The sequence below is a fragment of the Nocardiopsis sp. CA-288880 genome (assembly GCF_050955985.1).
GTDB classification, from domain to species: domain Bacteria; phylum Actinomycetota; class Actinomycetes; order Streptosporangiales; family Streptosporangiaceae; genus Nocardiopsis; species Nocardiopsis tropica.
In genome coordinates this window covers 6448607-6461773 of the sequence record NZ_CP192105.1, presented here as the reverse complement: position 1 = coordinate 6461773, position 13167 = coordinate 6448607, and the positions used below count along the sequence as shown (strand labels likewise).

Annotated in this window: 11 protein-coding genes; 7 read left to right on the top strand and 4 right to left on the bottom strand. The window is 73.7% G+C overall.

Going from position 1 to position 13167, the window contains the following annotated elements; genetic code table 11:
• The first annotated feature begins 150 nt into the window (after window positions 1-150).
• The 3 genes from leuC (at window position 151) to ACQPYD_RS27840 (ending at window position 2817) form a co-directional block, all read left to right on the top strand.
• Window positions 151-1557: a 3-isopropylmalate dehydratase large subunit gene (gene leuC, locus ACQPYD_RS27850; protein ID WP_267946481.1), complete on the top strand. Its 1407-nt coding sequence runs from the start codon at window positions 151-153 to the stop codon at window positions 1555-1557.
• 28 nt (window positions 1558-1585) lie between these two features.
• Window positions 1586-2182, top strand: coding sequence for a 3-isopropylmalate dehydratase small subunit (leuD, locus tag ACQPYD_RS27845; RefSeq protein WP_433698388.1), 597 nt, complete (start codon window positions 1586-1588; stop codon window positions 2180-2182).
• Window positions 2183-2532: 350 nt separating this feature from the next.
• Window positions 2533-2817, top strand: coding sequence for an HU family DNA-binding protein (locus tag ACQPYD_RS27840; protein WP_267946479.1), 285 nt, complete (start codon window positions 2533-2535; stop codon window positions 2815-2817).
• A 207-nt stretch (window positions 2818-3024) separates the two neighbouring features.
• On the opposite strand, the gene cofC is transcribed toward ACQPYD_RS27840, so the two are convergent.
• A complete protein-coding gene (gene cofC / locus ACQPYD_RS27835) occupies window positions 3025-3720 on the bottom strand; it encodes a 2-phospho-L-lactate guanylyltransferase (protein WP_433698387.1) in 696 nt (231 codons plus the stop codon).
• Window positions 3721-3937: 217 nt separating this feature from the next.
• Between cofC and ACQPYD_RS27830 the strand changes: the two genes are divergently transcribed.
• The 4 genes from ACQPYD_RS27830 (at window position 3938) to ACQPYD_RS27815 (ending at window position 8229) form a co-directional block, all read left to right on the top strand.
• Window positions 3938-4756: a lysophospholipid acyltransferase family protein gene (locus tag ACQPYD_RS27830; RefSeq protein ID WP_433698386.1), complete on the top strand. Its 819-nt coding sequence runs from the start codon at window positions 3938-3940 to the stop codon at window positions 4754-4756.
• An 8-nt stretch (window positions 4757-4764) separates the two neighbouring features.
• Window positions 4765-5820, top strand: coding sequence for an NAD(P)H-dependent glycerol-3-phosphate dehydrogenase (locus ACQPYD_RS27825; RefSeq protein ID WP_433698385.1), 1056 nt, complete (start codon window positions 4765-4767; stop codon window positions 5818-5820).
• Between the two features lie 11 nt (window positions 5821-5831).
• The gene (locus ACQPYD_RS27820) at window positions 5832-7043 is read left to right on the top strand and encodes a trans-sulfuration enzyme family protein (protein WP_433698384.1); all 1212 of its coding nucleotides are present in this window, start codon (window positions 5832-5834) and stop codon (window positions 7041-7043) included.
• A 61-nt stretch (window positions 7044-7104) separates the two neighbouring features.
• Window positions 7105-8229, top strand: coding sequence for a D-alanine--D-alanine ligase family protein (locus tag ACQPYD_RS27815; protein WP_433698383.1), 1125 nt, complete (start codon window positions 7105-7107; stop codon window positions 8227-8229).
• 252 nt (window positions 8230-8481) lie between these two features.
• On the opposite strand, the gene ACQPYD_RS27810 is transcribed toward ACQPYD_RS27815, so the two are convergent.
• From ACQPYD_RS27810 to cydD, 3 genes are all read right to left on the bottom strand, one after another.
• Window positions 8482-9396, bottom strand: coding sequence for an EI24 domain-containing protein (locus ACQPYD_RS27810; RefSeq protein ID WP_433698382.1), 915 nt, complete (start codon window positions 9394-9396; stop codon window positions 8482-8484).
• Between the two features lie 74 nt (window positions 9397-9470).
• The gene (gene cydC / locus ACQPYD_RS27805; protein ID WP_433702155.1) at window positions 9471-11162 is read right to left on the bottom strand and encodes a thiol reductant ABC exporter subunit CydC; all 1692 of its coding nucleotides are present in this window, start codon (window positions 11160-11162) and stop codon (window positions 9471-9473) included.
• Window positions 11163-11284: 122 nt separating this feature from the next.
• Window positions 11285-13024, bottom strand: coding sequence for a thiol reductant ABC exporter subunit CydD (cydD, locus tag ACQPYD_RS27800; protein ID WP_433698381.1), 1740 nt, complete (start codon window positions 13022-13024; stop codon window positions 11285-11287).
• Window positions 13025-13167: the final 143 nt, after the last annotated feature.

Here is a 13167-nt window from a genome sequence, read left to right as displayed (position 1 = left end):
TTGTCCAGGACACCGACACCGCTGGATGAGCTAGAGTTGTCCATGGCTTGATATTGCCGTCTCGAAATATGGAATGCAAGTCGGCCCGCAGTCCGCGCAGGGCACACCGAGACGAGCCCGACACGTCTGACACGAGAGAGGCGACCGCCCATGGCACGCACGATGGCCGAGAAGGTCTGGGAGGAGCACGTCGTCCGACGTGCCGACGGCGAGCCGGACCTGCTCTACATCGACCTCCACCTGGTCCACGAGGTGACCAGCCCCCAGGCCTTCGAGGGGCTGCGGCTGGCCGGCCGCAAGGTCCGGCGCCCGGACCTGACCATCGCCACCGAGGACCACAACGTCCCCACACAGGACCTCCTCGCCCCGATCGCCGACCCCGTCTCCCGCAAGCAGGTCGAGACGCTGCGCAAGAACTGCTCCGACTTCGGCGTGCGCCTGCACCCGATGGGCGACATCGAGCAGGGCGTCGTGCACGTGGTCGGCCCCCAGCTGGGCCTCACCCAGCCCGGGATGACCATCGTCTGCGGCGACAGCCACACCAGCACCCACGGCGCGTTCGGGGCCCTGGCCTTCGGCATCGGCACCAGCCAGGTCGAGCACGTGCTGGCCACCCAGACTCTGCCCATGGCGCCCTTCCGGACCATGGCGGTCACGGTCGACGGAACGCTGCGGCCGGGGGTGTCCGCCAAGGACATCATCCTCGCCGTCATCGCCAAGATCGGCACCGGCGGCGGCCAGGGCTACGTCATCGAGTACCGGGGCGAGGCCATCGAGGCCCTGTCCATGGAAGCCCGCATGACCGTGTGCAACATGTCCATCGAGGCGGGCGCCCGCGCCGGGATGATCGCCCCGGACCAGACCACGTTCGACTACATCGAGGGCCGCGCGCACGCCCCCCGGGGCGAGGACTTCGAGGCCGCCGTCGAGCACTGGAAGAGCCTGCGCACCGACGAGGGCGCCGTCTTCGACGCCGAGGTCGTCCTGGACGCCGACGAGCTCAGCCCGTTCGTCACCTGGGGCACCAACCCCGGCCAGGGCGTGCCCCTGCACGCCGAGGTCCCCGACCCCGCCTCCTACGAGGACCCCTCGGCCCGCGCCGCCGCGGAGAAGGCCCTGGCCTACATGGACCTCGCGCCGGGGACGCCGATGCGGGAGGTCCGGGTGGACACCGTCTTCCTGGGCTCGTGCACCAACGGCCGCATCGAGGACCTGCGCACCGCCGCCGAGATCATCCGGGGCCGCAGGGTCGCCGAGGGGGTGCGCATGCTCGTGGTCCCCGGGTCCATGCGGGTCAAGGAGCAGGCCAACGCGGAGGGGCTGGGCGAGGTCTTCGAGGCCGCCGGCGCCGAGTGGCGCGAGGCGGGCTGCTCGATGTGCCTGGGCATGAACCCCGACCAGCTCAAGCCGGGCGAGCGCAGCGCCTCGACCTCGAACCGCAACTTCGAGGGCCGCCAGGGCCGCGGCGGGCGCACCCACCTGGTGTCGCCGCAGGTCGCCGCGGCGACCGCCGTGCGCGGCACCCTGTCCTCGCCCGCCGACCTGGCCGCCCTGTAGCCCCTGACCCGTTAGGAGAGACCTCCCCATGGAGAAGTTCGACGTCCACACCGGTCGGGCCGTGCCGCTGCGCTCCAGCAACGTCGACACCGACCAGATCATCCCGGCCGTCTACCTCAAGCGGGTCGCGCGGACCGGCTTCGAGGACGGCCTGTTCGCCGAGTGGCGCAAGTCCGACCCGGACTTCGTCCTCAACCGCCCCGAGTACGAGGGCGCGTCCGTGCTGGTGGCCGGCCCGGACTTCGGCACCGGCTCCTCCCGCGAGCACGCCGTCTGGGCGCTCCAGGACTACGGCTTCAAGACCGTGCTGTCCTCGCGCTTCGCGGACATCTTCCGCGGCAACTCGCTCAAGGGCGGGCTGCTGACCGTCCTGCTGCCCCAGGAGGTCATCGAGCGCATCTGGAAGGCCGTCGAGGCCGACCCGGCGACCGAGGTGACCGTCGACCTCGTCGAGCGCGAGGTGCGCTCCCCGGGCGCCGGGGTGCAGGAGCCGTTCGAGCTCGACGACTACACCCGCTGGCGGCTGATGGAGGGGCTGGACGACATCGCCCTGACGCTGCGCCACACCGACGAGGTCGGGGCCTTCGAGACGACCCGGAAGCCGTGGCTCCCCGTGACCCTGTAGGGGCCGGATCGTGTTCTGGGCCGGGGATCGAGGCGTCGTGTGACGCAGCACACCCCCGGCCCAGAAATATTTTACCTTTACTTGGTGTGAGCGTTCGCTTACGTTCCCGCTGTCCTTAAGCTCGGCGTGTCTGCTGCCCGGAATCCGGTTATACGTAGGCATTTGAGAGCTACAGAAGGGGTCAAAAGGGACCACGGTCCGGGGCTCCACCGGTCCAGACCGCACCCTCTGTGAGGCTCCCTCGCAGGTGGGGAAGGCGCCGACACGCCTTGCCCGTAGGCGTTTGTATTTGTGTAAGGGCCTCTGCTTCCCCTAATTTCGTGCGAGCAAGGGGGAACCGGAGGAACCTTATGAACAAGCGTGACCTGATCGACGCGATCTCCGATCGTCTCGGAGACAAGAAGACCGCGACCGAAGCGGTCAACGCTGTGCTTGAGACCATTCAGGCAACCGTGGCGTCGGGCGACAAGGTCGCCATCACGGGCTTCGGCGTTTTCGAGAAGTCCGAGCGCGCGGCTCGCACCGCGCGCAACCCGGCCACCGGGGCCACCATCAACGTCCCCGCGAGCTTCGTTCCGAAGTTCCGCGCCGGCGCTGACTTCAAGGCCCTCGTCAACGGGGACAAGAAGAAGTAGCCCACCGCCGCACGGCGACGGGCCGAGTCCGCCCGGGTTCCCTTCGGGGAGCCCGGGCGGATCTCTGTTCCGGGTGCGGCGGGGGCGTCCCGTGCCTCCGGCAGCGGGCGGCAGACCCGGAGGACGGTCACACGCGCCACAGGACGTTCTGTGCGTCTCAGAGGTCCCACGAGCGCGGGACGGGTCCTCCCGGAGCCTCCAGGGGCGTCAGGGCGCGCCCTGCGACCGCAGGCAGCCGCCCGCGACCGCCTCCCACAGCTCACGGGTCCGCGGACCCACCCCCAGGCCCACCGCGTCGCACAGGTCCTCCGGGGTGTCCACGTCCCGCCGGACCGACGCCACGTCCGGGAGCGCGATCTCGTGCGCGCCCCCGTTCCGGTGCCGCGCACGCGAGGCCCCCTCGAACGCGGGGGTGAAGGGGTGCCCGGGCGCCGCCGCGAGCAGGGTCGTCCCCACGCCCGGGGCGTCCGGCAGGAACGAGCGCCCGTGGAGGGCCGCCGCGGCGAGGACCCGGCCCAGCTCGTCCGGGCGCAGCGCGGGCAGGTCGGCGGACAGGGCGCACACCCCGGTCCCGGGACGCCTGAGCCGTGCGGCCGCGGCCCCGTGGGCCAGGGCGGAGTTCAGCCCGGTGCCGGGCTCGCCGCCGACCACGACCGCGCCCAGTCCGGTCAGCTCGGCGCCGGCCCGGGGGTCCTCGGTCACCGCGAACACGGCCTCCACGCCGGGGCAGGCCAGCGCCGCCTCGACCGTGTCGCAGGCGATCGCCAGCGCCAGGTCCTCGCGGAGCCCCCCGGCGGCCAGGGCCAGTCGGGTCTTGGCGCGGCCGAGGTGCTTGACTGGGACGACGAGGGACCAGCGCACCCCGGGGCGCGGCGCCCCGCCCCGTACTCCAAAGCCGGTCACGCTTCCCCCGGGACGTCGAATCGGCCACGACAGTCACGAGGGTAGGCGCTCGGGGGAGGCGCGGCGCGGGCGCCCTGTGGCGTGTCGGAGCCTCGACCTGGCGGCCCTTCCCGGGCAGGTCCGGCGGGGGCACCAGGGAGGGTTCCGCCACGTCCTACACTGAACCGGTTGTGCTCCGCGGCCCGGACGGGCCGGGAGCGATGAAGTGAGGAGTCCCGTGGCCAAGCAACGAGAATCGCGGTGGGTGAAGGCGGTCGTCTCCCGGATCGTCAGGTTCGTGCTGTGGTTCATCACCAAGCCGACCTGGGAGGGCGCCGAGAACGTCCCGGCCCGGGGCGGGGTGATCATCGCCGCGAACCACCTCTCGATGGCCGACCCGCTGACGGTCGCGCACTTCCTCTACATCGGGGCCCGCCGCTGGCCGACCTTCACGATGAAGGACGGGGTCATGAAGATCCCCGTGGTGCGCGCGGTGGCCAGGAGCACGGGGCAGATCCCGATCAAGCGAGGCAGCACCGACGCCGTGAAGGCGCTCCACGAGGCGGAGGTCGCCCTCACCCGCGACGGCTCCTCGGTGATCTTCTACCCGGAGGGCACCTGCACCCGCGACCCGGGCCTGTGGCCGATGACCGCCAAGACCGGGGTGGCGCGGCTGGCGCTGACCACGGGCGTGCCGGTCGTCCCGGTCGCGCACTGGGGCGAGCAGAACCTCCTGCCCTACGGGGCCAAGAAGCCCAGCCTGTTCCCGCGCAAGCGCATCGACTTCCGCGCCGGGCCGCCGGTGGACCTGTCCCGGTTCGAGGGCCGGCCGCTGACCGCGACGGTCCTCAAGGAGGCCACCGAGCTCATCATGGGCGACATCACCGCGCTCCAGGCGCAGATCCGCGGGGAGGAGCCGCCCGCGGTCCCCTTCGACTTCAAGAGGGCGCGGGAGGAGGCCGCCGAGGCCAAGCGGGCCGAGCGGCTCGCCGACGGCGGCGACGCCGAGGGCGGAACGGGCGGCGGCGACAACGGGAAGAGCAGCGCGGGGACGTGACGGGGCAGATGGGTACCGACAACGTGAGGATCGCCGTTCTCGGCGCGGGCTCCTGGGGCACCGTGTTCGCGAACATCATCGCGGACGCCGCCGACCTGGCCCGGGAGCGGGACCCCGGCGGCAGGCCCGTCGAGGTCGTGCTGTGGGGGCGCAGGGCGTCCGTCGTGGACGCGGTCAACGAGACCTCCGAGAACCCGGACTACTTCCCGGGCATCGGCCTGAACCCCCGGCTGCGGGCCACCGCCGACGCCGCCGGGGCGCTCGCCGGGGCCGACGTGGTCGTGCTGGCGGTCCCCTCGCAGACACTCCGCGCCAACCTCGTCGAGTGGCGGCCGCACCTGCGCGAGGACGCGGTGGTCGTCAGCCTCATGAAGGGCGTGGAGCTGGGGACCTGCCTGCGCGTCAGCCAGATCATCGCCCAGGTGCTGGAGTACCCGGAGGAGCGCATCGCGGTCGTGTCGGGCCCCAACCTGGCCCGGGAGATCGCGGAGCGCCAGCCCGCCACCGCCGTCGTCGCGTGCCCGCACGAGGAGACGGCCGTCCGGCTCCAGTCGCTGTTCAAGTCGGCGTACTTCCGTCCCTACACCAGCACCGACCTGGTCGGGGTGGAGATCGGCGGCGCGATGAAGAACGTGATCGGCCTCGCCGTGGGCGTGGCCGAGGGCATGGGGTTCGGGGACAACACCAAGGCGTCCCTGATCACCCGGGGCCTGGCCGAGACCACCCGCCTCGCGGTGGCCCTGGGCGCCGACGAGCACACGCTGTCCGGCCTCGCGGGCATGGGGGACCTCGTCGCGACATGCTCCTCGCCGCTGTCGCGGAACCGGACCTTCGGTGAGAAACTGGGCGCGGGCAAGACCCTCGAACAGGTCGTGGCGGAGACCAGGCAGACCGCCGAGGGGGTCAAGTCCTCCGAGTCCGTCCTCGAACTCGGGTGGGCCAACGGGGTGGACATGCCGATCACCGAGGCCGTCGTCAAGATGATGCACCACGACCTGAGCCCGGCCGAGGCGCTGGTGGCGTTCATGTCGCGCAGCAGCAAGCCGGAACGCTACGGGGTCTGAGAGCGAGCACGATGTCACACACAGCAGGGTCCGGCGGCGAGCACACCCGGGCGGTCTCCCTCCCCGGGGCGCCGGTTCCGGAGGAGCGCCCCATGCGCATGCCGGTCCACAGGGCGACCACCTACGCGTTCGACACCTCCCAGCAGTACGCGGACGTCCTCGCGGGGACCTCCCCCGGCTACTCGTACGCCCGCATCGACAGCCCCACCGTCGACGCGTTCGCCGACGCGGTGGCCGCGCTGGAGGGCTCGGGCCTGGAGGAGGAGGTGCGCGGACAGGCGTTCTCCTCGGGCATGGGGGCGCTCAGCACCGTGTTCCTGGCGCTGACCGAGGCAGGCGCGCACGTCGTGGCCTCCCGCTCCATCTACGGCAACACCCACTCGCTGCTGGACCGGCTCCTGCGCCGGTTCGGGGTGAGCACCGACTTCGTGGACATCACCGACCTCGACGCGGTGCGCGCCGCCGTCGGTCCCCGGACCCGCGTGGTGTTCACCGAGACGCTGTCCAACCCCACGATGACCGTGTCCGACCTGCCGGGCCTGGCGCGGATCGCCCGCGGGGCGGGGGCCGCGCTGGTGGTGGACTCCACGTTCGCGTCGCCGGCGGTCTGCCGGCCCCTGGAGCACGGCGCCGACGTGGTGGTGCACTCCGCCACCAAGTACATCGGCGGCCACAGCGACACCACCGGCGGCGTGGCCGTGGCCTCGCCGGAGCTCATCGGGCGCATCCGCTCGGCGCGCATCGACCTGGGCCCCTGCCTCGCCCCCGACGAGGCGTACCTGCTCCACCGCGGCCTGGAGACGCTGCCGCTCCGGGTGCAGCGCCAGTGCGAGACCGCGGCGGCCTTCGCCGCGGCGCTGGAGGGCCACCCCCTCGTGGAGCGGGTCGACCACCCCTCCCTCGACTCGCACCCGCAGTCCGCGCTCGCGGACGAGCTGTTCGACGCGGGGCGACGCGGAGCGGTCGTGACCGTGCACCCGGTCGGCGGGCGGGAGGCGGGCACGGCCTTCGCCGACCGCCTGCGCGTGGCGACCATCGCGGCCTCCCTCGGGGGCACGCACACCCTGGCCGGACACGTCGCCTCCACCTCGCACCGCAGCATGAGCGGGGCCGAACTGGCGGCCGCGGGCATCTCCCCGGGCGCGGTGCGGTTCTCCATCGGCCTGGAGGACCCCCAGGACCTCATCGAGGACGCCCTCCGGGCCCTCGACGGGGGAAACTGACACATCACGGGTATTTCTCCCGGTTCCGGTTCCATCAGTTGGCGAGATAAGGTCAGGCAGCATGTCGTCCGAGCAGCGCAAGATTCGGGTCGCCGTCGTCTTCGGCGGGCGTAGTTCCGAACACGAGATCTCCTGCGTCACCGCGGGAAGCGTGTTGTCCGTCATCGACGGGGACCGCTACGAGGTCGTGCCCGTCGGCATCACCAGGACGGGCAACTGGGTGCTGACCTCGGGCGATCCCGAACGGCTGCGCATCGACGAGGCCACCCGGGCGCTCCCGACCGTCCCCGAGGACGGCGCGGACCTCGCCCTGCCCTTCGACGCGGCCGGCCAGCTGATGGTCGTCAACCCGGAGAAGGGCCCCGAACGGCTCGCCGAGGTGGACGTCGTCCTGCCGCTGCTGCACGGCCCCTTCGGCGAGGACGGCACCATCCAGGGGCTGTTCGAGATGATGGGGGTCCGCTACGCGGGCGCCGGGGTGTTCTCCAGCGCCGCCGCCATGGACAAGGTCTTCATGAAGGCCATGCTCCGCGGCAACGGCATCCCCACCAGCGACTTCGTCGCGATCTCCGACCGCCAGTGGCGCACGGAGCGCAAGCGGGTGCTGGACGACGTCGCCGATCTGGGCGCCACCGTGTTCGTCAAGCCCGCCCGCGCGGGCAGCAGCGTCGGCATCACCAAGGTGCGCGACACCTCGGACGCCGACGCCGTGGTCGCCGCCGTCGAGGCCGCCCGGGAACACGACCCCAAGGTGCTGGTGGAGGCGCAGGTCGTCGGCCGCGAGATCGAGTGCGGCGTCCTGGAGGCCGAGGACGGCGGGACCCCCGACGTGTCCTTCCCGGCCGAGGTGCACGTCGCCGACGGGTTCGACTTCTACGACTTCGAGGCCAAGTACCTCTCGACGAGCAGCCTCACCATCCCGGCGCGGATCCCGGAGGAGGCCACGGCGAGACTGCGCGCGATGGCGGCCGACGTGTTCGAGGCGATGGGCTGCGAGGGCCTGGCCCGTGTGGACTTCTTCTACACCGAGGACGGCGAGATCCTCGTCAACGAGCTCAACACGATGCCCGGGTTCACCCCGGCCTCGGCGTTCCCCCAGATGTGGGCCGCCACCGGTGTGGACTACGCGGCGCTGATCGAGCGGATGATCGCCTCCGCGCTGCGCCGCGCCCCCGGCCTGAGATAGCGGACGGGGCGAAGGGGCGCGGAGCCCCGGGGCGGGCGTGCGCACGGGGGCGGCGACGCGTCCCGAGACCGTCCACGGGCGGGTGACCGGTCGGTTGCCCGCCCGCGGCGTGCGGAAGGCCGGGATCCGGGGGAGCCGCCGCCCCCGACGGCGGGCGCGGACCCCCGGGTCCGGCCCAGGAGCGCGCCCGCCCCTCCCGACAGGCCCGGTCGTCACCTGTGGACGACCGGGCCGACCTGCGACCGGCCGGGTTCAGCCCGGGTGCGGTCCCCGGGGCGGGTGCTGCGGACCCGGGTCGCCCGGGTCGCCCGGGTACGCCCGGGGCGCCTCCGCTCCGAGGGCTCCCCGGGGCGTGCTCCCGGCCGGCCCGACCTGCCCGCTCCGGCCGTCCTGTCCGGACGCGAGCCCGGCAGGTCCGGAGGGCACCAGGTCGCGGGTGAGGATCGCGCCGGCCGCCGTGGCGGCGGGGAAGACCACGACCGCCACGAACGGGATCGCCAGCAGGAGGTAGGTCGGCACCGCGAAGCCCAGCACCCGCATCCGCCGCCTCGCCATGTGCTCCCTGCGGTCGCGGATGGTCGTCAGCCTCCGGCGGTCGAACGCGCTCGCCAGGAGCTCGATCGCCAGCAGCCACCCGCCCAGCAGGGCGGCCAGCACCGGGCCGACCACGGGCCCGGCCAGCGGGACGAAGCCGACCACGAGGACGAGCACCGACACCAGCAGGGACACCGCGACGATCACCAGCGACTGGCGCACGGCACGCCACATCGACGCCATCAGCGACTCGTCGGGCTCCTCGGGCGCGTTGCCCAGCTCCTCCTCGACCAGCTCGGTGATCTTGTCGTAGATCGGCGACCCGAGCGTCAGGGTCACGGTCGTGAACGTCACCACCATCAGCAGGACCGTCCCGGCCAGGATGCCGACCGACACGGCTCCGCGGAGGAGCCCCTGCCAGATGGGGTCCCAGCCGTCGCTGAAGGGCGTCGCCCAGGCCGCCAGGTCGACCAGGTTCACCACGAGGAGGACCAGCAGGCCCAGGAAGACCAGGGAGGTGATCAGGGCGGGGAGGGCCCCGAGCAGGAACAGGCGCGGTTTGCGCAGAAGCAGGACGAAGCCGCGTGCCAGGACGCCGACGCCGCCGAAGAACTCACGTACAGGATTGGCCACGGGGGAACACTAGAGGAACCCGGCCCGGGTGTCAGATCCGGGCCGGGACCCCCGTGCGGACGGGCCCGGCGGGGTCAGCCCGAACCGACGTCGCGGTACCAGCCCTCCGCGCGCGCGAGCTCCTCGTGCGTCCCGTGCTGGACGACCCTCCCGTCGCGCACCACGTAGATCCGGTCCACCCGGTCCAGACCCGTCATGTCGTGCGTGATCAGCAGGGTGGAGAACCCCTCGGCGGCGGCGAGCAGGTCGTCCACCACCGCGTCGCGGGTGTCCGGGTCCAGGTGGGCCGTCGGTTCGTCCAGCACGAGCACGCGGGGCGCCGCCAGCACGGCGCGGGCCAGGGCCAGCCGCTGCACCATCCCGCCGCTCAGCCCCAGGCCGTGCGTGCCCACCTGCGTGTCCAGCCCCTTCGGGGTCGCCGCGACGTCGTCGGCCAGCCGCGCCCGCCGCAGCGCCTCCCACAACTCGTCGTCGTCCGCCTCCGGCCGGGCCAGCCGCAGGTTCTCCCGCAGGGTCGAGGCGAACACGTGCGGGTCCTGCGGGACCCCGGACACCATTCCGCGCACCTCGTCCGCCGGGTACGTCGTGATGTCCTCGCCGCCGAACTCCACCCGGCCGCCGTCGGGGTCGCGGAACCGCAGCAGCACCGACGCCAGGGTGCTCTTGCCCGCCCCGCTCGGACCGATCACCGCGACCGTCCACCCGGCGGGGATCTCCAGGTCCACCCCGTCCAGGGCCCACGGCTCGTCCGGTCCGTAGCGCACCCGCAGGTCACGCACCCGCACCGTCGGGTCGCCGCCGGGGTCGAGGCCCGCGCGGGTGGGCGGGGCGGTGGCGGGCGGGGTGTCCAGCACCCCGAACAGGCGGGCGCCGCTCGCGCGGATCGCCCCCAGCTTCGCCGCGACGGCGGGCAAAGGGGCGACGATCTCGAACGCCGCCAGGGTCGTCAGGACCAGGACCGCCAGTGACACGGCGCTCAGCGAGCCGCCCTCCACCGCGGCCACCCCGAGGAACAGGGCTCCCCACACGGTCAGCCCGGTGATCAGCGCGGACGCCCCGGCCCCGAGGCCGAGGACCGCCGCGTCCCGCTGCGCCAGGCGCGTCAGCTCGGCGTCGGCGGCGTCGACCCGTTCCACCTGCCGGCCCATCGCGCCGTAGGCGACCAGGTCGGGCGCCCCGTGCAGGGTGTCCACGAGCGCGGTGGACAGCTCGCCGCGCGCCTTGCCCTGCCGTCGGCCCGGCTCCCGGCCCAGCGCGGCGGCGGCGAGCGGCACCGCGAGCCCGGCCAGCAGCAGGCCGCCGGCCAGGAGGAGCCCGCCCGGCACGTACACCGCCGTCAGGAAGAGGACGGTCGCACCGCCGGTCGCCAGGGAGATCAGCGGAGGGGTCAGCCCGCGCACCAGGAGGTCCAGGGTGGCCTCGGTGTCGTTGACCAGGCGGGAGACCAGGTCGCCGGAGCGGAAGCGCCCGAACGGCTCGGTCGCGGCCAGCCGCTCGTAGACCCGCACCCGCACCTCGGCCAGCGTCCGGAACGCGGCGTCGTGGGTGACCAGCCGCTCCAGGTAGCGCGCGACGCCTCGGCCCACGCCCAGCGCACGGGTGGCGACCACGGAAAAGCCCAGCGCGGTGATGCCGGGGTGGTTCGCCGCGGTGGCGAGCATCCACGCGGCGACCCCCAGCAGAGCCACCCCGGCACCGGTGGCAGCCGCGCCCAGCAGGACCCCGAGGGCGAACCTCGCGCCGCGCGGCCGGGCCAGGGCGGCCATCCGCCACAGCGGGTCGCGCCGGCGCCCGCCCCCGGGGAGCGGCGGGGCGTCCCCGCCGGGGCGGGTCCGCACGTCCGCCCCGGGAGCCCTCGAGGCACCGGCGGTGTCGGCGTCGTCGCGGTTCATCGCGGCACACTCCCTTCCCGGGTCGGCAGTGGCAGTGTCACGGTCCGCAGGGTGCCGCCGGGGAAGCCGCGCGCCCAACCGGTGTCGTGGGCGACGATGACGGCGGTCCGCCCCTCCAGGAGCCTGGCGACGGCGGTGCGCACAGCCGCCGCGTTCTCCGGGTCCAGGTGGGCGGTGGGCTCGTCCAGCAGCACGAGCGGGGCGTCGCGGCACATCGCCCGGGCCAGCGCGATCCGCTGCCGCTGCCCCGCCGACAGCCGTGCGCCGCGCTCGCCGAGCCTGGTGTCGTAGCCGTCGGGCAGGGCGCTGACGAAGGCGTCGGCCTCGGCGAGGCGGGCCGCCTCCCGCACCCGCTCCGGGGAGGCGCCGGGGGCGCCGAGCCGGATGTTGTCGGCCACGGAGACGTCGAAGAGGTAGGGGTGCTGGGGCACCCACGCGACGCCGAGCCTCCAGTCGTCGGCCGGGATCCCGTCCAGGGCCTCCCACCCGCCGCCGGGCGCGCGCACGCTGATCCGCCCCGCCGTGGGCTCGGTCAACCGCAGCACCAGTGACAGGAGGGTGGTCTTCCCCGAGCCGCTGGGCCCGGTGAGCAGCACGTGCTCCCCGGCCGCGACCTCCAGGTCCAGCCCGGACAGCGCGGGCACGTCCCTGCCCGGGTAGCTCATCCCCACGCCCTCGAAGCGGATGTCGCCGCCCGCCGCGGCCGCGGCCCGGCCGGTCGCCGGGGGAGCGGAGCCCTCCGCCGTCCCCCCGCCGCGCCTGCGGTCCAGTTCGGCGAACACCTGCTCGGCGGCGGCCACGCCCTCCATGCTCGCGTGGAACCGGGCGCCGACCTCCCTCAGCGGCAGGTACGCCTCGGGTGCGAGGATCAGCACCAGGAGGGCGGTCTGGTAGTCCATGTGGCCGCCGAGCAGGCGCAGGCCGACCTCGACGGCGACCAGCGCCACCGCCAGGGTCGACAGGAGCTCCAGCGCGAACGCCGACAGGAACGCGACCCGCAGCGTTCCCATCGTCGCCCGGCGGTGGTCCTCGCCGACCCGGCGGATGATCGCCGCCTGCGCCTTGGCGCGGCGGAAGACCGCCAGGGTCGGAAGCCCCTCCACCACGTCGAGGAAGTGGCCGCCCAGGCGGCTCAGGAGCCGCCACTGCCGGTCGGTGCGCGCCTGCGTGTGCATCCCGATCAGCGCCATGAAGACCGGGATCAGCGGAAGGGTCACCAGGACGACGATCCCGGAGATCCAGTCGGCCCGGAACACGACGGCCAGGACCGCGAGCGGCACGATCGCCGCCAGGACGAGCTGGGGGAGGTAGCGGGCGAAGTAGTCGTCCAGGGCGTCCAGGCCCCTGGTCGCCAGGGTCACCAGTTCGCCCGCCTTCGGCGACCCCTGGCCGTCCTCGGCGCCGGGGCCGGCGGTCCACACCCGGCCGGACCCCGTCACGTGCGCCACCAGGCGGCGGCGCAGCTGCGACTTCGTGCGCGCGGCGCTGTACAGGGCGGAGGTCTCGGCCAGGTAGGACAGCAGTGCCCGGGCGAGGGCGATGGCGGCGACGCCGCCGATCGCCCAGCCCAGCGCGTCCAGGCCCTCGCCCTGCCAGGCGCCCGTGACGACGCGGGCGAGCAGCCATGCCTGGGCCAGGATCAGGCCCGTGATGAGCACTCCGCCGACCACGGAGACCGCCAGGTGCACCCGGACCGCGCTCGCGGTGCGGACCAGGCGCGGATCAAGGGGTTTCATGCGTGCGGTCCTCGTCGTCTCGGCCGGGTCCCGCGGGTACCCGGGGTGTGCGGTTCTCACACGGTGGCGCGGTGCGGGCTCCGGGCCAGTATCCACCGGGGAGCCCCGCGCCGGGCCGGGAGCGCCGCGGTGCGGGCCCCGGC

Excerpts from the sequence above, each read along its gene's own strand:
- ACQPYD_RS27825 (WP_433698385.1), top strand. The coding sequence starts at position 4,765 with ATGGGTACCGACAACGTGAGGATCGCCGTTCTCGGCGCGGGCTCCTGG.
- cydD (WP_433698381.1), bottom strand. The coding sequence starts at position 13,024 with ATGAAACCCCTTGATCCGCGCCTGGTCCGCACCGCGAGCGCGGTCCGG.
- ACQPYD_RS27815 (WP_433698383.1), top strand. The coding sequence starts at position 7,105 with ATGTCGTCCGAGCAGCGCAAGATTCGGGTCGCCGTCGTCTTCGGCGGG.
- ACQPYD_RS27820 (WP_433698384.1), top strand. The coding sequence starts at position 5,832 with ATGTCACACACAGCAGGGTCCGGCGGCGAGCACACCCGGGCGGTCTCC.
- ACQPYD_RS27840 (WP_267946479.1), top strand. The coding sequence starts at position 2,533 with ATGAACAAGCGTGACCTGATCGACGCGATCTCCGATCGTCTCGGAGAC.
- leuC (WP_267946481.1), top strand. The coding sequence starts at position 151 with ATGGCACGCACGATGGCCGAGAAGGTCTGGGAGGAGCACGTCGTCCGA.
- cydC (WP_433702155.1), bottom strand. The coding sequence starts at position 11,162 with ATGGCCGCCCTGGCCCGGCCGCGCGGCGCGAGGTTCGCCCTCGGGGTC.
- leuD (WP_433698388.1), top strand. The coding sequence starts at position 1,586 with ATGGAGAAGTTCGACGTCCACACCGGTCGGGCCGTGCCGCTGCGCTCC.